Raw genomic sequence first — 19,595 nt, forward strand, 5'->3', positions numbered from 1 at the left:
GACGACAACTGGAGTAAAGGGGAGGCCGGTCATGAACCCACGGTTCTTGGAACTGCGCATCCACGGGGTCAACAACACACCCCCGGACGCGATGCTGGCCCTTCCCGAGCACGCGGTCGAACAGTTCCGCGGCGACCGGTTCGGCAGCTTCTGGCGGCCGAAGCCGGACAAGCTCGCCGAGCTGCCGCCGGATCACGCCGGGCAGGTGCCCGCGGCCGTCCGGCGCGAGGCGTACTCGTGGGGCGGCATGGCGCGCAGCAGTCCGGGTGTGCCGGGCAGCGGGGTGCCGTCGGTGCTCGCGAACGTGCTGGGGCGCGTCGGATGGGCGTTGCTGCTGCCGTTCGGGCTGGCGAACGTCGCCTACTGGTCCCGCAAACTCCCTGACGACTCGACGCCGACGACCAAGCACATGGTCTGGTGGAACGCCGGGCGCGGCGCGGCCTCCACGCGGCTCTTCGGGCTGGGGCTGACGGTGTTGCTGGTGCTCGCGGTGTGCGAGGTGGCGATCGACGTCTACGCGATCCAGTGTTCGCTGCCCGGCACCACGTGCAAGCGGCTGCCGGACTTCCTGGACGTGCTGGGCGATCCCGCGCGGCACGTCAGGGTGCTCGCCGCGTCCGTCGTGCCGGTGCTGCTGTTGCTCGGGCTGGTGGCGCTGACCTCGTTGTCGCGCAACAGGTACGAGCAGGCGACGATGCGGCGCAAGCCCGTGCGGCGGCCGGGCGTGATGCTCAGCAGGGCATCGATGTGGGAGGGCAGCCCGCGGATCCGCCGGCTCACCCGGCTGCACATCTCGGCGGGGTGTTGCGTGGTGGTCCTGGTGACGAGCACCCAGTTGTGGCGGCACGCGTTCTTCCTGGTGCTGACCGTGCTCGCGGCCGGGGTGCTGGCGGTCGTGATGGCGCGGGTGGTCGTGACGGCGACCGACTGCCCGGACGTGCCGTCGACCGAGAAGGGCGGCCTGTGGTCGTGGCTGCTGATGATCTCGGCGGTGCTCGTGCTGGTGGCGCACGGGTTCGGCCTGTACGCGATCGAGCCGGCGTTCAGCGGGCCGTTGTGGCTGACGTCGTGGGGGCCGCCAGTCGTCACGGTCGCGCTGCTCGGGTCCGTGCTGGCGGCGTGGTCCTGGCGGCGCAACGACGCCAAGGGGCCGCTGGTCCTGCTCGTGCTGTTCGTGGCTTTCATGGTTGCCACGTACTGGGTTCCGCTCGCCTGGATCGGCGCGGTCGTGGCCGGCGGGGCGCTGGCGTGGCGTGCCCGGCCTCAGGACGGTGATCAGTGGCAGGCCTGGCGTGGCGCCGGTCCCGGTGTGCTGCTGGGGTTGTCGCTGACGTCGTCGGTGACGATGGCGACGGTGCTGGTGCTGACGTTCCGGGGCTGGGTCGGCACGGGACTTCAGGCGCCGTCGTTCTACTCGTGGTTCAGCGCCGCGTTCGCCGTCGCGCTGGTTCCGCTGGTGCTGCTGGTGATCGCGCAGGCCGTCGTGCTGCTGCCGCGGCTGACCAAGCCCGCCGTGCTCGACGACGAGGCCGAGGTGCTCGTCGTGCGGGTGCGGCACGTGGTCGCGATGACGCACCGGGCCGAGAACGTGGCGGGCGTGCTGTCGACGCTGGGCGTGCTCGCCCTGCTGCTGACCTGCTACCTGGCGTTCGCCTCGCCTTCGTGGTCGCAGTGGCCGGGCGTGACGTGGGTGGTGGGCAAGGGCGACTGGGTCACCGGGCTCGCCGGGGTCGCGGTGATCGGGTCGTTCGTCGGGGCGGGGATGCTGACCAACCGCCGGCCGCTCGGGCTGGTGTGGGACCTGATGTGCTTCCTGCCGCGCACCGCCCACCCGTTCGCGCCGCCCTGCTACGCGGAGCGCGCGGTGCCGGAGATCGCGGACAGGTCCCGCGAGTTCCTGGACGAGTCGCCTGATCATCGGGTGGTGCTGTCCGCGCACAGCCTGGGTGCCGTGCTGGCCGTGGCGGCGCTGTTCGCGTTGCCGGAGGGCTATCTCCAGCGCGTGCGGCTGCTCACCTACGGCGTGCAGCTGCGGCCGTACTTCGGGCGGATCTTCCCCGAACTGCTGGGTCCTTCGGTCCTGGGCACACCGGAAGTCCGTGCGGGCGCACTGTTCTCGTGCGATCCGTGGCGCCGCAATCCTGGCGGCACACCGGAACGCGGGCTGACCAGGCTGATGGGCAGGAACTGGATCAACCTGTGGCGCCGCACCGACTACCTGGGTTTTCCCGTGCACGGCTGGGAACCCAACGACCTCGACCGGCGCGCCGGCGAGACGAACGGGTCACCGGACAAAGTGGAGACTCACAGCGATTATCACCTGTGCACGGCCTATCGAGACGCGCTCACGGACCTCGTCTCGGCCGATCTGAACCGGTCACCCGATCGTGAACGTGGAGGGGATGGGAACCTGGAACGCAGTTGACTCAAGGAGAAACATGCGCACGACTGTGGCGACCCTCGCGGGAGCCGTACTGCTCACCGGAGGACTGGCCGCCTGTTCGAGCGAGCCCGCACCCCCGTCCGCACCGCAGACCCAGGCCGTCAAGCCGGTGGCCGAGACCGACGTGGCGGCGCCCGCGGCGTCCGGTGACCAGCCGAAGGGCATCACCTACGACGTGGCGCGGATCCCGTTGGGCGCCAAGCTCTCCACCGGCTCGTCCGTAGTGAATGGACAGACGACGGTCGAGCTGAAGGTGTCCGGCCTGCTGCCGAGCACGAAGTACGGCTCGCACGTGCACACCAAGCCGTGCGGCGCCAAGCCTGCCGACTCGGGCCCGCACTACCAGAACGAGAAGGACCCGGTGTCGCCGAGCGTCGACCCGAAGTACGCCAACGCCCAGAACGAGATCTGGCTGGACTTCACCACCGACGCGCAGGGCGCCGCGACCGGCACGGCGACGGTGAAGTGGGAGTTCCGCAAGGGCGAGGCGAACGCCGTCGTCGTGCACGCCGCGCACACCAGCACCGAGCACGGCAAGGCGGGCACCGCCGGTGACCGCCTCGCGTGCTTGACCGCAGCTTTTTAGCGCTAGCAGGGTCCGGTCAGGGCCACCCCTCCCGCGAGGTGTGGCCCCGACATCGGTTCCAGCACCGCCGCGCGGACGAGGTTCAGCACCTCGTGCCGGGATCCGACGCGGCGGACGAGTCCGCGCACGCACAGGTCCCGCAGGGACCGGCCAGGTCCGGCGTCGTCTCCCCCGGCCATCCGCACCAGCAGCTCCCGCCCCTCGTCGTCCACTGTGGACAGGGAGCGGCGCAGCGAGTCGCGCAGGTGTGCCGAGGTGGGGTCGAGCGGGTTGGTCCGCAGCCGGTCCAGCAGGTGCTGCGGCGAGTAGACCATGAACCACCCGGCCGCGAACTCCAGTGCGGACGGCAGCCCGTCCAGCTCGTGCACGAGACCCATGAGCGCGGCCTGGTTGGCCGGCTCGGGCTTGAACGCGGGCCGCACCCGGTGCACGTGCGTGAGCAGCACCCGCATCGCGGCGTCGTCGGCCAGCGCTCCCAGCGGGAACACGTGCTCGTCGGGCAGCCCGGTCGGTGCGAGTGCCGTGACGACGATCCGCAGCCGCGGATGTGCCTCCAGCAGACGCGGGTCCGGCAGGCGATCGGTGACGAGGACCGTGTCCTGGTCGTCGTCGACGGACGGGCTCGGCTGCGCCGGGTGCCACAGGACCGACCAGCCGTGCCGGAAGTGCAGCTCGCCCGCGACCTCCAGGGCGAGCCGGGTCTTGCCGACACCGCTCACGCCGGTGATGGTGACCAGCCGCCGGGACTCGTAGCCTCCCGCCTCCGGCCGTCCCTCCGTCAGCAACGCAGACAGCGCCGCGGCCTCCGCCTCCCGTCCTGCGATCAGGCCCGCCTGCCCGGCCGGCGCGGGCGGCGCCACGGCGGTGCGGCCGGCGGCCCGGCCTCCTGCCTGTTGCAGGTCCGCGCGGCTGGCGTCGTCGAGCCGCAGCCCGTCGGCGAGCAGGCGCACCGTCTCGGCTCGCGGTGAGCGGGTGCGACCGCATTCCAGGTCGCGGATGGCCCGCACGCTCACCATCGCGAAGTCAGCCAGCTGTTGCTGGGTGAGGCCCGCGCCGATGCGGTGCGTGCGCAGCAGTTCTCCGAACTCCCTCATCCCGTTCCCCTCCCTCGGACATCGAGTCTCGGGTGAATCGGCCGCCGAAACATGGGTGGCGATCCCCCATATTCACGTCCGCCCGCAAATCTGGGGGGTTGGTCCCCATGTGCCGCCCGCCCGCGCGTGCGAGGTTGGCCGCGTGACCTCCGCGGCCGAGACCAGCACCGGCGAGAGCTGGACAGCGGCTTTCGCGCACGCTCTGCGCCCGCTGATCGACGCGTCCCGCACGGAGGTCGCGCCGCCGTTCGACGCGGCGTTCGCCGAGCAGCTCGGCCGCCGGCTGGTGGCCATCGCGGCGCGGACGCTCGTGCTGGAGCTGCACGACGCGCGGGACACGCTGACCGCGCCCAGCAGCTCCGAGCGGTTCACCGAGTTCACCAGGACGCTGAGCCTGTCGTCGGTCTTCAACCGCTACCCGGTGCTGGCGCGGTTGCTAGCGCAGGCCTGTGAGCAGGCGGTTTCCACGCACCACGAGCTGTCGTCGCGCTTCACCCGCGATCGCGGGGAGATCATCCGGACGATCTTCGGGAACACCGATCCCGGCGCGCTGATCTCCATCGACATGGGCCAGGGCGACGCGCACCGGCAGGGCCGGACCGTCGCGATCCTGACCTTCGAATCCGGCCGGAGGCTGATCTACCGGCCACGACCGGTCGGGCTGCACGCGCGGTTCCAGGACCAACTCGACTGGCTTTCCCAGCGCACCGGAATCGAGTTCCGCACGCCGCGACTGCTCCCCCGCGACGGTTACGGCTGGCTGGAACACATCCCGTACGTGCCGTGCGCGGACGTGGCCGGGGTCGCCGAGTTCTACAAGAGGCTCGGCGCGCTGCTCGCGTTGCTCTACGCGGTCGACGGCACCGACATGCACTACGAGAACCTCATCGCGTGCGGCGACCAGCCGGTGCTCGTGGACGTCGAGACGCTGTTCCACCCCACGCTCACGCCGGACACGGATCCCGCGACGCTCGCCCTGGTGCGTTCGGTGCACCGCACGGCCCTGCTCCCCCACGTGCTGCTGGGCGACAACGGGGTCGCGGACGTGTCCGGGGTCGGCGGTGACCACGGCGTGCTGTCGCCGTTGGACGCGGTCGACTGGGCCGACGCGGGAACCGACCGGATGCGGCTGGTCAGGCGCCCCAAGACGTCGTCGGGGGCGCTCAACCGGCCGCTGCTGCAGGGTCAGCCCGCCGAACCCGCCGACTACCAGGACTCGCTGCTGGCCGGGTTCCGCGCGGGCTACGACGCGATCGTGGCGCACCGCGACGAGCTGCTGCGGCTCGTGCAGGCGTGTGTGAACGAAGAAGTGCGGTTCGTGGCACGCGCGACACGGCAGTATGCGCGGTTGCTGGACGAGTCGACGCATCCGTCCGTGCTGGCCGACGCGCTCGACCGCGACCTGGCGTTCGGCGTCCTGGTGGTCGACGATCCGCTGCTCGACCGGCTGGTGCCGTTCGAGGTCTCCGACCTGTGGCGCGGAGACGTGCCGCTGTTCACGTGCCGGCCCGGGTCGACCGACCTGTGGACCGCGTCCGGGCTCCGGCTTCCGGGGATGCTGCCGGAGCCCGGACTGCACGCCGTGACGCGCAAGATCCTGGCGATGAGCGAGGTCGACCGGCACGACCAGCAGTGGGTGATCACGGCCCTGCTGGCGTCGCGGCCGCGACCGGTGTCGCACCACAGCGGTGTCGCGGTGTCCGGGCACGTCGCGCCGGTCGATCCGGATCCGGCCCGGCTGCTGGTCGCCGCGTGCGGGATCGCCGACCAGATCCTCGCGCACGCCGTCACCGGCAAGGACCGCGTCAACTGGCTCGGGCTCGAACTGGTCGACGACCGGCACTGGACGGTGCAGCCGCTCGGCGCCGGTCTGTCCAACGGCTACACGGGTGTCGCGCTGTTCCTGGCCGAACTGGGCGCGCTCACCGGCGCCGCGCGCTACGAGGAGTTCGCGCGCGACGCCCTGCGGCCGTTGCCCGCGCTGCTGGAGATGTTCGCCGGGGAGCCGGAGCTCGTCACGGCGGTCGGCGGCGGGATCCACGGTCTGGGCGGCATTTGCTACGGGCTCGCGCGTCTCACTTCGTTGCTCGGCCTGGACAGCGAGCTGTTGACGCAAGCCGTGCGACTGATGCCTCAAGAAGATTCGTCGCTCACCGTCGTTGACGGCGTAGCGGGCTCGTTGGCCGCCATGCTCGCCGTGGGCACGCCGGAATCACTCGCGTTGGCCGATCACTACGCGTCTACTCTGCGTGGCGCTATTTGTCCCGCAAATGGTTTCGCGCGTGGCCATGCGGGAATCGGATGGGCTCTGAAGCGTTATGCGGCAACGTTTCATGACAAGTTGTCCGACGTGACCGCACGATCGTTCCTGGAGAGCGACGCCATCGACCCGACCGACACCGGCTGGTGCACCGGTCTGGCCGGTGCCGCGCTCGCCAGGGACGACGAGCGCCTGGCCGGTCTGCTGGCGTCCAGGAAACCGTTGCGGGACATGAGTCTCTGCCACGGCGAACTGGGCGTCGTCGAAGCACTGGCCGCACATCACCCCAGCGCGGCGACCCGTCGCACGGCGTTGTTGCTGGGAGCACTGGAGGAACACGGCGCGCACTGCGCCACCCCGGGCGGTGTGCCGTCACCCGGCCTGTTCACAGGCCTGGCCGGCATCGGTCACGGCCTGCTGCGCCAAGGGTTCCCGGTCCCGTCGGTCCTGCTACTGCAATCGTCACCCGACAAAGAGGAGTGCACCTGATGAACGAGTCCCTGCACCGCACCGCCGACCAGCCCGAACCGGCCGAGCACGCGATCGGGGAGATGGAGCTCGCGCCGAGGACCTTCGCGGGTGCGCGGGCGCGTGCGTTGATGGGTGTGACCATGGCGATGAGCGCGTTCGTGGCCATCACACCCGCGATCTCGGACACCACGGTGAGCGACAAGTAGGAAACTTTCACCCCTAATACGCCTGGGCAGCCGATACGGAGAACCGCGCAGGACCGTTAGGGTCCAGACATGCAGACCAGAGCGCCCCACGTGGTCGGCCGTGATCGCGAGGTCACGGCCATCACGGGGGCACTCGGACACACGCGCGAGTCCCGTGGCGGCGCCGTCTTCCTCACCGGGGAGGCGGGGATCGGCAAGTCCAGGCTCGCCCGGTACGCGGCCGGTCACGCGTACGACGAGGGCATGCGGGTGCTCAAAGGACGCGGCACGACGATCGGGCCGATGGTGCCGTTTCGTCCAATCGCGGAAGCACTTCTGGGTCTCTTTCGCGGCGAACCGCCGGACGACTCCGCACTCGGCCCGTACAAACCCGTGCTGGGCACGCTGATCCCGGAGTGGCACGACCACCGGTCCACGACGGAATCTGTCGTGGTTCTGGCAGAAGCGGTACTCCGGCTGCTCGCGTCGGTCGCGCGCAAGACGCCGTGCCTGCTCGTGCTCGAGGACCTGCACGAGGCGGACGCGGAGACGCTCGCGGTCGTGGAGTACCTGGCGGACAACCTGGAGGACCAGCCGGTACTGCTGCTCGCCACGATCCGCACCGAACCCGGCCACGCGCTGGAACTCGTGCACCGGATGGGACAACGCGGCTCCGGCCGGTTGGTGGAGCTGCACCGGTTGTCACAGGACGAGGTCGGGCAGATGACGGCCGCGTGTCTGGAGAGCGAGCTGATCCCGGCGGAGCTCGTCGATCGCTTGTGGACGGACAGCGCCGGGAACCCGTTCGTCATCGAGGAACTGCTGCACGGCATGGTGAGTGGTGGCCTTCTCGTGGCGGGAGCGCACGGCTGGCAGGTGCTGGGCGAGCTGAAACTGCCGGTGCCGGCGGCGTTCGTGCGCAGCGTCGCACACCGCACGGACAGGCTGGGACCGCAGGGGCGCGAGGTGCTGTCCATCGCGGCGGTGCTGGGCCACCGGTTCCCGCTCTCCGTGGTGCAGAAGGTGACCGGTACGGACGACCGCGCGCTGCTGAGCCACCTGCACGCCGGGGTGGCCGCGCAGCTCGTGACGCCGGACGAGCCCGCACCGGACTGGTACGCGTTCCGGCACCCTCTCACGGCGGACGCGTTGCTGGCCCAGCTGACGCCGGCCGAACGCGTGAACCTGTCGTGGCGCACGGCCGACGCGATCGAGGACCTGCACGCCGGTCTGCCCGGCGACTGGTGCCCGCTCGTCGCGAAGCTGCGGTTCGACGCCGGATCGCCGACGCGAGCAGGACTTCTGTTCGCCGAGGCGGGCAAACGGGCGCTGGCGGGCGGTGCGGCGGAGTCGGCCGTCACGTTGCTCGACCGCGCGCAGAGCCTGCTCACCGACGAGGCCCGCGCCGAGGTCCTGGACACGCTGCTGCCGGCGTTGGCCGAGACGGGCGACTTCGAACGCGCCTTCGCCCTGGAGATGAAGGATCTCCAGGGCCTGGACGGTCCGCTGCGCGCGAAGCTCCACACGCGACTGTCACGCGTCGCCTACCTCGCCGGCTGGTTCACCGAAGGCGTGGAACAGGTGCGCGTCGCGAGGACGTTGCTCGGACCGGACGCGCCCGACGAACTGGTCGCGCAGCTGGACGTCAACTCCGCCTACCTCACGCTCAACATCCCGAGCCCCGACCGGATCTCCTCTGCCGCGGGTCTCGCCAAGCAGGCGGCGCTCGCTGCGGACCGGGCGCAACTGCCGACGGTCGCGTGCGAGGCGTGGCAACTGCTCGGGATCATCGCGCGAGAGCAGGACATCGACGAGGCGAACACCTGCTTCAGCAAGGCTCTCGCGCTCGCGGACGCGCACCAGATGCCGATCCAGCACGTCTACGCGCTGGTTCGCCTGGCGGGCAACGACTGGCTGCGGCACGGCAGCACCGCGTCGCTCGGCCGCACGCACGCCGAGGCGTGCCGGGCGGGCGCGATCACGGTGGCGCACAACGTGGACGCGATCCTGGCGCTGCAGTCCGTGCTGACCGGGGACTACGTCGTGGCGGCCGAGGAGATCGACCGGTGCCTGCGCACGACGACCCGCCTGCGGTTCCACGCGCTGACCCGCTATCTGCTGATGGCGAAGGCGACCCTGGCCGCGCACCGGGGCAACCGCGCCGAAACAGATGACGCCATCAGCGAGTTCGAGGCGGTCGCGAAGAACGGGGCGCAGGAGTACCCGCTGTGCTTCGGGCTCGCCCGCGCGTTCTGCGCCCTGCTGGAGGAGAACCACGCGCTGGCGATGACGGAGCTCGACCGCGCGCTCGCGCTGGAATCGCAGAACCCCACCACGTTCCACCTTTCCGGCACGCACGGAATGCGGGTGCTGCTCGGCGTGCTCGACGGCCGGTTCGGCTGGCCGGACTACTGGGAGCTGACCGCGGCGTCCGCCTCGGGAATGCGGTGGAACCGGCAGTTCACCGAACTGGCGCACGCCGTACTCCTCGGTCGCGACAACCGTTTCGCCGAGGCGTTGGAAGCCTTCCAGCAGGCCCAGGAAGCCGCGGAGCTGTATCCGTTGGCGAGGCATCTGGGCCAGCGGCTGATCGCGGCGGAGGCGACGGGCTGGGGCGATCCGGTGTCCTGGCTGCGTTCGGCGGAGGAGTACTTCCACCAGGCCACGATCCCGGCGGTGGCGTCGGCGTGCCGCGGCCTGCTGCGCCAGGCCGGAGCGCCGGTCCAGCAACGCCGCAACGGCACCGAACAGGTACCGCGTCAGTTGCGCGGGCACGGCGTGACGGTGCGCGAGTTCGAGGTGTTCGTGCTGCTGGCCGACCGAATGGGCAACAAGGCGATCGGCACCCGGCTGCACATCTCGCCGCGTACGGTGGAAAAGCACGTCGCCTCGCTCATCGCGAAGACCGGCCAGCCAGACCGTGAAGCGCTTTCCACCTATGCGGCCGCGCTGAGCCGCTAGTTTCGATCAGGGCCGAAACGTCGAGGGACATCGGCCGAAAGACTGATGCAACCTCATGGACCTATCAGGTGTCCTTATCGGTAGGTTGGTCGAAACGACATGGGGGACGTTCGTGCGCAAAATTGTTCTCGCGCCGCTGTGCGCGCTGGTCACGGTGGCCGTGGCGGCGTGCAGTCCGTCAGGTCCGGACCAGACCAATCCGGAGCTGGCGCCGCGCGGCACGCCGATGACCAAGGTCAAGCCCACCAGGCAGGACCTGACCACCAAGATCAGCATCACCGGCAAGGTCGAGATGAACCCGACGTTCGGGCTCGTCGCGCCGGTCGCGGGCGAGGTGCGGTACTTCGACATCCCGGCGCCCAACGGCACGCCGACGAGGCCCATCCGGGTCGCCACGGTGTGGAAGGACCAGACGCCGAACTACGTCGAGGCGCCGCCCGGATCCACGTTCAGCGGCAGGCTCGTCGACGACAAGGCGACGGTGACGGCGGGCATGCCGATCGCGTCGGCCAAGCACGTCGGCTACGCGATCGTCGGCGACATCGACGGCCAGCAGGCGTACAAGATCAACGGCGCGCTCACCGACGTGGTGGTGCAGATCAAGAACGGCCCCGGCCCGTTCCCGTGCGCGGTGCTCGGCACGATCGCCGCGCTGCCACAGGGCACGATCCCGGAGAAGCCGCCGGTCACGCCGGACACCAAGGACGAGAAGAAGGACGAGAAGAAGGACCAGCCGCAGCAGCAGCCCAAGGACCAGGCGCAGCAGCCGAGCGGCTCCACGGGCCTGCGCATCGTGTGCACCGCGCCGGCGGACGTGCAGATGATCAACGGTGCCACCGCGTCGATCGAGGTCACCACCGGCAAGTCGGCGCAGGCGCTGGTCGTCCCGGTCGAGGCCGTCGCGGGCGCGCAGGGCAAGGGCAAGGTCGACGTCATCGCGGGAGACGGCGCGCGCCGCACCACGGACGTGACGCTGGGGCTCACCGACGGTAAGGTCATCGAGATCAAGTCGGGTCTCACCGGCGACGAGGAACTGGCCGTGCCGGGCCCGAACCTGCCAGAGGGTCAGCAGCAGGGCGGCGACCAGACCAAGCCGACGGGTCCGTGATGACGCAGTCCTTCGATCAACCCACGGTTCAGGTGCAGGCACCGCTGCTGCAGCTCAACGGCATCACCAAAGTTCTCAAGGGCCAAGGGGAACCGCGCACGATCCTGTCCGGTGTGGACTTCACCGTCCATCCTGGACAGAGCGTGGCGATCCTCGGCCGTTCCGGCTCCGGCAAGTCGACGCTGCTGTCGTTGATCGGGCTCTTCGACCGCGCCGACGAGGGCCAGTACTTCCTGCACGGCAACGACATCACGAAGCTGCCCGAACGCAGGGCCGCGGCGTTGCGCAGCGCGGAGTTCGGGTTCGTCTTCCAGCGCTTCTTCCTGCTCAAGCACCTCACCGCGGCGCAGAACGTGGCGATGGCACTGGTGAACGGCCAGGGCTGGTCGGCGCGGCGCAAGCGCAAGCAGCTGGTGATGGAGGCTTTGGAGCAGGTCGGCATCGCGCACCTCGCGAAGTCCAAGCCCACCAGGCTTTCCGGTGGTGAGCAGCAGCGCGTGGCGATCGCCCGCGCACTCGTGCGGCAGCCGCGGATCATCCTCGCCGACGAGCCGACTGGTGCGCTCGACACCGAGACCGGCAACCTCGTCGTCGAGGTGCTGCTCAACACGACCAGGCAGGGCTGTGGCCTCGTGCTGGTGACGCACGACCACGACCACGCGCGCAAGATGGGCCGCGTGATGGAGCTCCGCGACGGGCGGTTCAACTGATGCTTTCCGGCAAGTTCCGGTCCGCCCTGGTCATCGGCGGACAGGGCATCCGCGCCCGAAAACTGCGCACGTTCCTCTCGATGGTCTCGCTGTTCCTGGGTGTTCTCGCCGTCGTGGCCGTGCAGGCGGGGTCCGAGATCGCCGAACGCGCGATGCTCACGGACGTCGAACTGCAGTCGGGCAAGGACGGCACGATCCGGGGTTACGTCCCCGGCGAGAAGGGCGCGCCGGCGATCGTCGAGTCGACGTTCAAGGGCCGCACCGACGCCGTCGCGATGATCAGCTCGAACGCGATCATCGGCGAGCCCGGCGTGCGGCCGATCAACGAGGGCGGCATGCCGTTCGAGTACGCCGGCCAGGGCGGGAACTACTACGGCCCGCGGATGATCTGCGACTCCAACGGCACGTGCCAGGAGCAGAAGGAGCCGGAGAAGAAGCCGGACGGCCAGGCCATCGAGGTCAACATGGTCGCGCTGACCGGCGACATCCGCCCGTTCAAGCCGTTCCGACCGGTCTCCGGCAGCTGGCTCGACTTCGGGACCGAGCCGTCGCTCGCTCCCCGGATCGTGCTGAACGAGGAAGCCGCCAAGGGTCTGCGGCAGTACCGCGTCCCCGGCGAGATGACGATCGAGGGCGCCACCCACCACGTGACGCCGCAGATCATCGGCGTGGTGCAGGACGGCGACATGCAGCCGCGCGTCTACATGCGGCTCGACGAGTTGCGCACGTGGATGCCGTCGGCCACCGCGACCAGCAACGCCAACCAGTACCGCGGCGGCGGCACGAGCCTCGAGCTGTTCATGCAGCCGGGCACGGACGACCTGCAGCAGCTGCTCAAGGCCAAGCTCGTCGGCGCGGGCCTGCCGCAGGAGCAGATGCAGTTCCAGGCGGTGAAGTCCAAGGAGCGCATGGAGTCCGAGCTGCGGATCATGCGACTGATCTTCCTCGGCATGGCGTTCATGGTGCTGCTGATCGGTGTCGCGGGCATCCTGAACGTCGGCCTCGCCACGGTCGGTGAGCGCGTCGAGGAGTTCGCGCTGCGCCGCGCGGTCGGCATGTCCCGGCTGCTGCTGGCGGGCATCGTGCTCGCCGAGACGTTGCTGACGGGTCTGCTGACCGCCGCGCTCGCGATCGGCGCTGGCGCCGCCGGGTTGCAGGTGGCGCTGATGATGTTCGGCAGCCGCTTCCCGTCGCTGGCGGGCACCACCTTCCCGTGGGAGGCGGGTGTCGCCGGTGTGATCGCGGGCCTCATCGCCGGTGTGCTGGGCGGGCTCATCCCGGCCATCCGGGCGGCGCGGATCCCGATCGCCACAGTCATGCGAGCCTGAGGCGGCTCGTTGCCGACGAAGCCCCGGACCGCGATCATGCGGGCCGGGGCTTCGTATTTGCCGGGAACTAGTTGAGCTCGTCCGGGTTCGGGCCGATGCGGCCGCCGCGGTCCAGAGTGGACAGCGCCTCGATCTCGGCGTCCGGCAGCTCGAAGTCGAACACGTCGATGTTCTCCTGGATCCGGGACGGCGTCACGGACTTCGGGATCACGACGTTGCCGATCTGCAGGTGCCAGCGCAGCACGATCTGCGCGGCCGACTTGCCGTGCGCGAGAGCGATCTTCTGGACGACCGGGTCGCTCAGCAGCTCGCCGCCCTGGCCGAGCGGCGACCAGGCCTCGGTCTGGATGCCGTGCTGGGCGTTGAACGCGCGCACCTCGTTCTGCTGGAAGTACGGGTGCACCTCGATCTGGTTGACCGCCGGCACGACGCCGGTCTCGTCGATCAGCCGCTTCAGGTGCTCTGGCTGGAAGTTGGACACGCCGATCGCACGGACGCGGCCCTCCTTCTGCAGCTCCACGAACGCCTTCCAGGTGTCGACGTAGTTGTCGCGGGCCGGGGTCGGCCAGTGGATCAGGTACAGGTCGAGCACGTCCAGGCCGAGCTTCTTCAGCGACACGTCGAACGCGCGCTTCGTCGAGTCGTAGCCGTGGTCGTCGTTCCAGAGCTTGGTGGTGACGAAGACGTCGTCACGGTCCACACCGGACTGGGCGATGGCGGCACCCGTGCCTGCCTCGTTGCCGTAGGCCGCGGCGGTGTCGATGCTGCGGTATCCGGCCTTCAGCGCCTCCGCGACGGCGGGGGTGGCCTCCACGTCCGGCACCTGCCAGACGCCGAAACCGAGCTGGGGCATGGTGACGCCGTTGTTGAGCTTCACGGTGTTCAAAGCGAGATCCTTACTGTGATCAGGGGATGAGCGTCGGAGCGGTGCCGCCGTCGACGCGCAACGCGGCTCCGGTCGTCGCGGACGACAGGTCCGACGCGACGTAGGTGATGAGGTTCGCGACCTCGTGGGGGCGGATCAGGCGGCCCAGCAACAAGGTCGGCCGTTCGGTGCGGACGAACTCCGCCTCACCGCCGTCGCCGACGCGCTCGCGGATGAACTCCTCGACGCCGGGCGTGAGGGTCGGGCCGGGCAGCACCGAGTTCACGGTGACGCCGGTGCCCCTGACCTCCTGGGCCATGCCGCGCGAGATGGCGATCTGCGCGGTCTTCGTCATGCCGTAATGGACCATCTCGGTCGGCGTGAAGACGCCGGACTCGCTGCTCACGAAGATGACCCGGCCCCAGCCGCGTTCGACCATGCGGGGCGTGTAGTGCCGGGCAAGCCGGACGCCGGACATGACGTTGGTGTCGAAGAACCGCTGCCACTCGGCGTCGTCGATCTCGAAGACCGGCTTCGCGCCGTAGATGCCCAGGTTGTTGACGAGCACGTCCACGTCGGGCACCTGGCCGGTGAGTTCGGCCGCGCCCTCGGCAGTCGCGAGGTCCGCCGCGACGCCGCGCACGTCACCGTGGGCGCTGAGCTTGCCGACCGCCTCGGCCACGCGGTCCTCGGCGCGGCCGGTGATGACGACGGTGGCACCCGCTTTGAGCAGCCCTTCGGCGGTGGCGAAGCCGATGCCGGCGGTGGAGCCCGTCACAAGTGCCGTGCGTCCCGACAGATCCATGTCTCTCCCCGGTAGACTTGTTGAAGACGATTACAAGCGTACGCAATAGTTGCACACGCTGTCTATTCGAGAAGGGTTGACCTATGTCACTGGACGACGACGCCGTCCAGGCGCGCGCACAGGGATGGCGCACGCTCGCGGCGTTGCACGCGCGCATCGAGGACCGCCTCGAACGGGCGCTGCAGAAAGGCCACGAACTCTCCGTCAGCGAGTACACCGTTCTGGACGTCCTCAACCGCCAGGACGGGTTCCACCTTCGGATGAACCAGCTCTCCAACGCCGTGGTGCTCAGCCAGTCAGCCACAACGCGCCTGGTCACGCGACTCGAGGACCGTGGCCTGCTGTCGCGCTACCTCTGCCCCACCGACCGGCGCGGCATCTACACCGAGGTCACCGAGAAGGGCCACGAGCTGCTCGCGCTCGCCCGACCCACGCACGACGAGGTGCTCTCCGCGTCGCTGTCGGAGGCCGGGGACGTTCCGGAGCTCAAGCCACTCGTTGAGGCGCTCGCCAAGCTGTAGCCGCTGGAGCAAGATCGCGCGCATGGATCTCCACGCCCTGATCCGCGCCGAGGCGCCGTTGGCCGAACAGCAGCGCGCCCTCACCGAACCGGTGCTGGCCGCGCTCGTCGACCACGGCGTGCACCGCCTGATCGCCCCGAAGCGCTACGGCGGCGCCGAACTCGGTCTGCCCGACTGGAGCCGGGAGGTCCAGGAGCTGTCGCGGTCCGACGCCTCGACCGGCTGGACCGCGATGACGACCACCATCTCGTCGTCGCTGGCCTGGTACCTGCCCTCCGACGCCGCCGACGAGGTGTTCGGCGACCCGCGCGCGTTGATCGCGGGCACCGCCGCGCCGTTGGGGAAGGCCGTGGAAGCCGACGGCGGTTATCGCGTGACCGGTCGTTGGGGCTGGGGCAGCGCCGTCACTCACTCGTCGTGGGTCATCGGTGGCACGCTCACACCCGTGGGCCCGCGTCTGGCCGTGTACCCACGTGAGGACGTGACGATCCACGACACGTGGCACGCCGCCGGCCTGCGCGCGACCAGTTCGCACGAGTTCTCTCTCACGGACGCCTTCTTGCCGTCACGTCGTGCGGTGTGGCCGATCGGCATCACGCCCGGCATCGAGGGCCCCATCACGGTGTTCCCCTACTTCAGCTTCCTGGCCGTGGGCGTCGCGTCCGTGTGCCTGGGCGTGGCCCGCCGCGCGATCGACGAGATCGAGGCGCTGGCCGTCGAGAAGGTGCCGCAGTACGCGACGTCCCGCCTCGCGGAGCAGACCGGCGTGCAGATCGAACTCGCGCTGATGGAGGCACGGCTGTCGTCGGCGACGGCGTTCCTGCACGAGGCGCTGAGCTCGGCCTGGGACGCGGCGCTGACCGGTGCCGCCGCCGCGGACCCCGTGAAGGCACGGCTGCGACTGGCCTGCTCGTTCGCCTCGGGCGAGGCCACGGACGTGACGCAGAAGGCGTTCGCGGCGGGCGGCGGCAGTTCGGTGTTCGAGTCGTCCGCTCTGCAGCGCTGCCTGCGCGACGTGCACGTGGCCGCGCAGCACACGGTGGTGTCGCGGCGGATGCTGGAGACCTACTCGATGCTCAAGCTGGGGCTCGCCCCGGACATGACGAGGTTCTGATGGACGCGCTCGAAGCGATCATGACGACGCGGGCGATCCGCCGGTTCACCGACGAGCCCGTGGCCGTCGACGACGTGTGGACGTGTCTGCGGGCAGCGCAGCAGGGGCCGTCCGGCGGCAACGTCCAGCCCACGCGGTACCTGGTCGTCACCGATCCTGACGTGCGCGCCGAGGTGGGCAAGCTGTACCGCAGCGCGTTCACCCGCTACGCCGGGATGGCGCCCGAACGCACTGACGCCGTCGGCCTGCGGATCGGCCGCTCCGCGAACCACCTCGCCGACACCCTCGCGTCCGTGCCGGTGATCGTGTTCTTCCTCATGCCGCGGCTGCCGTCGCTGGTGGAGGGCATCGACATCGGGCCGGTGCACGCGTCGGTCTACCCGGCCGTGCAGAACTTCTGCCTGGCGGCGCGCGCGTTGGGGCTCGGCACCACGCTGACCACGGTGATCAGAGTGCATCAGGCCGAGACGCTGGAACTGCTCGGCGTGCCGGAGCGCTGGGAGATCGCCGCGATGGTCCCGCTCGGCCACCCCGCCGAGAAGTTCTCCGTGGCCGTACGACGCGACGTGGCGGAGGTGACGTCGTTCGACCGCTGGAATTAGTTAGGGTGCGTTCATGCCCGACACGCAGTACGAAGACCTGCTCCGCCACGTCCTGAAGGAGGGCGTGCGCAAGGAGGACCGCACCGGCACCGGCACGCGGTCGATCTTCGGCCACCAGCTGCGCTACCCGCTCGCCGCCGGCTTTCCGCTGATCACGACGAAGCGCGTGCACTTCAAGTCGATCGCGTACGAGCTGCTGTGGTTCCTGCGCGGCGACAGCAACGTCGGCTGGCTGCAGGAGCACGGCGTGTCCATCTGGGACGAGTGGGCCTCTCCCGAGGGTGAGCTGGGCCCGGTCTACGGCGTGCAGTGGCGGTCGTGGCCGACCCCGGACGGCGGGCACGTCGACCAGATCGCCGAAGTGCTCAGGACGTTGCAGACGAACCCGGACTCGCGCCGGATCATCGTCTCCGCCTGGAACGTCGGCGAGATCTCGAACATGGCGCTGCCGCCGTGCCACGCGTTCTTCCAGTTCTACGTCGCGGACGGCAAGCTCTCCTGCCAGCTCTACCAGCGCAGCGCCGACCTGTTCCTCGGCGTGCCGTTCAACATCGCCTCCTACGCGCTGCTGACGCACATGATCGCCGCGCAGACCGGCCTCGGCGTCGGCGACTTCATCTGGACCGGCGGCGACTGCCACATCTACGACAACCACGTCGAGCAGGTCGAACTCCAGCTCAGCCGTGACGCGCGCGAGTTCCCCGCGCTGAAGATGGCGCCTGCGGCATCTTTGTTCGACTACGCCTACGAGGACTTCACGATCGAGGGCTACGACCCGCATCCCGGCATCAAGGCTCCGGTGGCGGTGTGATCGGGCTGATCTGGGCCCAGACCGCCGACCGCGTGATCGGCCGCGACAACGCCATCCCCTGGCGCGTGCCCGAGGACATGAAGCACTTCCGGGAGATCACCGCGGGCTCGGCCGTCCTCATGGGACGCCGCACCTGGGAGTCGCTGCCGCCGCGCTTCCGGCCGCTGCCGGGCCGCCGCAACCTGGTGCTGTCGCGCACCGAGCAGGAAGGCGCGGAGACGTTCGACAGCCTGGAGAAGGCCCTGGCCGACGTCACCGGCGACCTGTGGGTGATGGGCGGGTCGGCGGTATACGCGGCCACGCTGCCGTTCGCCGACCGCGTCGAGGTGACCGAGATCCGCGAGATCTTCGAGGGCGACACGTACGCACCCGTCGTGGACCGTGAGCCGGTCAGCGTCGGTGAGTGGCTGGAGTCGAGCACCGGCCTGCACTACCGGTTCGTCAGCTACTAGCGACGGCCGCCGAACTCCCACTCGTGCACCTCGACGGCGTCGTACCGGTCCGCGGTCAGGACCGAGGCCGGGTCCGCCGACCTGACCAGCGCCGCCGTGCCCAGCCAGGCGTTGCTGTCGTCCGAGAGCAACGGCCCGTAGGCGATCAGCTCTTCCGGCCGCGCGGGAACGAGGTCGGCGGGCTCTCCGGAGCCGAACCCGAGCACCAGGTGGCCGCCACCCTCGCGGCCGCCGGGGAAGTCCCACATCGTGCGCCCGAGCACGTTGCGCCACCTGCGCACCAGCACGTCCCGGTAGCCACCCGCCTGGTAGACGGGCTCGTCGAACGCGAACGCACGAGCCGCCGCCGCGTCCGGCACGTCGACGACGTGCACGCTGCCCGTGACCACATCGCCTGCGAACGTCGGGCCTCGAGCGATGAGCTCGAACCCGTCCATGTAGGACCAGTGCTCCTGGATCAGGGCCGAGCGCAGCGGCATCGAACCGGGCCGATCCCGGTGGTAGCAGAGGAACTCCACTAGAGCCCGACCTCGACGGTCCACACGGGAAGGACGAAGTCCTCGTCCGTTTCCGGCCAGTCACCGGCGAGGTAGTCACCGACGACGGCCGCGAGCGTCGCGTCCGGATCGACCTTCGCGCCGAACGGCAGCGCGTCCTTCTTCGCCGAGGTCGTCGAACACTTCAAGTGCCCTGCCTGCACGTCGACCCAGACGTAGAAGGTCGCGGTCCGCTCCATCGCGGTCACGCGCTCACCGAGCCGTCGCGCGGTCTCCTCGAACGCGGCGACCACCTCCGCCGCCACGGGTGTCTCCCCCCTGGCCATGCCCAGCGACCAGGTGTTCTCCTCCGCCTGAGCCTGGAGATCACCTTTCAGCAGCAACGGCTCGTCCGCGACCTCGCGGATCCACTTCGTCAGCGTCACCGGCGCCGTGCCCTCGCGTGCCACGCTTCCACGATCAACTCCTCCAACTCCCCCACCTCGATGTGTTCCAGCCGCACCAGGATCGCCGGATACCCGTTGAAGTGCGGCGTCGTGAAGTAGACCGAGTGGTCCGACGCCAGCAACGCCTCCTTGGCCCCGAGGTCCGGGACGCGGGCGGCCAGGATCGGGCCGGACGGGGCCGCCGCGCCCAGCGCCGACAGGTCGGTCTTGCGCAGCGGCCGTTCCCAGACGAACAGCTTGTCCTTGACCCTCCAGTCGACGACACCCTCTCGCACCCGCTCCGTGACATCAGGCATGGAGGTCGCGATCCGGTGCACGTCGTCCCAGGTGGCCATC

At 69.9% G+C, this 19,595-nt stretch carries 19 protein-coding genes; 13 read left to right on the top strand and 6 right to left on the bottom strand.

From position 1 onward, the window contains the following. Positions 1–31: 31 nt before the first annotated feature. A complete protein-coding gene (locus OG205_RS18875; RefSeq protein ID WP_330277544.1) occupies positions 32–2,425 on the top strand; it encodes a hypothetical protein in 2,394 nt (797 codons plus the stop codon). A 13-nt stretch (positions 2,426–2,438) separates the two neighbouring features. Continuing rightward, positions 2,439–3,029, top strand: coding sequence for a superoxide dismutase family protein (locus tag OG205_RS18880; protein WP_330277545.1), 591 nt, complete (start codon positions 2,439–2,441; stop codon positions 3,027–3,029). Between the two features lie 2 nt (positions 3,030–3,031). Here the strand turns inward: OG205_RS18880 and OG205_RS18885 are convergent, their stop codons facing one another. Then, the gene (locus tag OG205_RS18885; protein WP_330277546.1) at positions 3,032–4,123 is read right to left on the bottom strand and encodes a helix-turn-helix domain-containing protein; all 1,092 of its coding nucleotides are present in this window, start codon (positions 4,121–4,123) and stop codon (positions 3,032–3,034) included. Between the two features lie 142 nt (positions 4,124–4,265). Here OG205_RS18885 and OG205_RS18890 point away from each other — a divergent pair, with 142 nt between their 5' ends. From OG205_RS18890 to OG205_RS18915, 6 genes are all read left to right on the top strand, one after another. Continuing rightward, positions 4,266–6,872: a type 2 lanthipeptide synthetase LanM family protein gene (locus OG205_RS18890; RefSeq protein WP_330277547.1), complete on the top strand. Its 2,607-nt coding sequence runs from the start codon at positions 4,266–4,268 to the stop codon at positions 6,870–6,872. Then, positions 6,872–7,060 (top strand): hypothetical protein, encoded by a 189-nt coding sequence (locus tag OG205_RS18895; protein WP_330277548.1) that lies wholly within the window; start codon positions 6,872–6,874, stop codon positions 7,058–7,060. The genes OG205_RS18890 and OG205_RS18895 overlap by 1 nt, the downstream gene beginning before the upstream one ends. Positions 7,061–7,129: 69 nt before the next feature. After that, on the top strand, positions 7,130–10,000 hold the full coding sequence (locus OG205_RS18900) for an AAA family ATPase (protein WP_330277549.1): 2,871 nt from the start codon (positions 7,130–7,132) through the stop codon (positions 9,998–10,000). A 112-nt stretch (positions 10,001–10,112) separates the two neighbouring features. Next, positions 10,113–11,108 (top strand): efflux RND transporter periplasmic adaptor subunit, encoded by a 996-nt coding sequence (locus OG205_RS18905; protein WP_330277550.1) that lies wholly within the window; start codon positions 10,113–10,115, stop codon positions 11,106–11,108. Next, a complete protein-coding gene (locus tag OG205_RS18910; protein WP_319973364.1) occupies positions 11,108–11,818 on the top strand; it encodes an ABC transporter ATP-binding protein in 711 nt (236 codons plus the stop codon). The genes OG205_RS18905 and OG205_RS18910 overlap by 1 nt, the downstream gene beginning before the upstream one ends. After that, the gene (locus OG205_RS18915) at positions 11,818–13,146 is read left to right on the top strand and encodes an ABC transporter permease (RefSeq protein ID WP_330277551.1); all 1,329 of its coding nucleotides are present in this window, start codon (positions 11,818–11,820) and stop codon (positions 13,144–13,146) included. The genes OG205_RS18910 and OG205_RS18915 overlap by 1 nt, the downstream gene beginning before the upstream one ends. A gap of 67 nt (positions 13,147–13,213) precedes the next feature. On the opposite strand, the gene OG205_RS18920 is transcribed toward OG205_RS18915, so the two are convergent. Continuing rightward, positions 13,214–13,999 (bottom strand): aldo/keto reductase, encoded by a 786-nt coding sequence (locus OG205_RS18920; RefSeq protein WP_330278189.1) that lies wholly within the window; start codon positions 13,997–13,999, stop codon positions 13,214–13,216. A gap of 52 nt (positions 14,000–14,051) precedes the next feature. Then, positions 14,052–14,816, bottom strand: coding sequence for an SDR family NAD(P)-dependent oxidoreductase (locus OG205_RS18925; protein WP_330277552.1), 765 nt, complete (start codon positions 14,814–14,816; stop codon positions 14,052–14,054). A gap of 83 nt (positions 14,817–14,899) precedes the next feature. Here OG205_RS18925 and OG205_RS18930 point away from each other — a divergent pair, with 83 nt between their 5' ends. From OG205_RS18930 to OG205_RS18950, 5 genes are read left to right on the top strand one after another with little or no spacing between them, the layout of a single operon-like run. Beyond that, entirely contained in the window at positions 14,900–15,337 is a 438-nt protein-coding gene (locus OG205_RS18930) for a MarR family winged helix-turn-helix transcriptional regulator (RefSeq protein ID WP_330277553.1), read from the top strand. 22 nt (positions 15,338–15,359) lie between these two features. Further along, on the top strand, positions 15,360–16,451 hold the full coding sequence (locus OG205_RS18935) for an acyl-CoA dehydrogenase family protein (RefSeq protein ID WP_330277554.1): 1,092 nt from the start codon (positions 15,360–15,362) through the stop codon (positions 16,449–16,451). Then, on the top strand, positions 16,451–17,053 hold the full coding sequence (locus OG205_RS18940; RefSeq protein ID WP_330277555.1) for a nitroreductase family protein: 603 nt from the start codon (positions 16,451–16,453) through the stop codon (positions 17,051–17,053). Before OG205_RS18935 ends, OG205_RS18940 begins: the two co-directional genes overlap by 1 nt. A gap of 13 nt (positions 17,054–17,066) precedes the next feature. Beyond that, on the top strand, positions 17,067–17,864 hold the full coding sequence (locus tag OG205_RS18945; protein WP_330277556.1) for a thymidylate synthase: 798 nt from the start codon (positions 17,067–17,069) through the stop codon (positions 17,862–17,864). Further along, on the top strand, positions 17,861–18,316 hold the full coding sequence (locus tag OG205_RS18950; protein WP_330277557.1) for a dihydrofolate reductase: 456 nt from the start codon (positions 17,861–17,863) through the stop codon (positions 18,314–18,316). Before OG205_RS18945 ends, OG205_RS18950 begins: the two co-directional genes overlap by 4 nt. Here the strand turns inward: OG205_RS18950 and OG205_RS18955 are convergent. From OG205_RS18955 to OG205_RS18965, 3 genes are read right to left on the bottom strand one after another with little or no spacing between them, the layout of a single operon-like run. After that, positions 18,313–18,834, bottom strand: coding sequence for a YciI family protein (locus tag OG205_RS18955; RefSeq protein ID WP_330277558.1), 522 nt, complete (start codon positions 18,832–18,834; stop codon positions 18,313–18,315). The two genes, OG205_RS18950 and OG205_RS18955, sit on opposite strands and share 4 nt — an antisense overlap. Next, positions 18,834–19,262 carry a hypothetical protein gene (locus OG205_RS18960; protein WP_330277559.1) on the bottom strand — a complete coding sequence of 143 codons (429 nt, stop codon included), beginning with the start codon at positions 19,260–19,262 and terminating at the stop codon, positions 18,834–18,836. Before OG205_RS18960 ends, OG205_RS18955 begins: the two co-directional genes overlap by 1 nt. Continuing rightward, a complete protein-coding gene (locus tag OG205_RS18965) occupies positions 19,235–19,594 on the bottom strand; it encodes an MmcQ/YjbR family DNA-binding protein (protein ID WP_093588201.1) in 360 nt (119 codons plus the stop codon). The genes OG205_RS18960 and OG205_RS18965 overlap by 28 nt, the downstream gene beginning before the upstream one ends. Position 19,595 lies beyond the last annotated feature (1 nt).

The sequence above is a fragment of the Lentzea sp. NBC_00516 genome (assembly GCF_036346835.1).
Taxonomy (GTDB): Bacteria; Actinomycetota; Actinomycetes; order Mycobacteriales; family Pseudonocardiaceae; genus Lentzea; species Lentzea sokolovensis.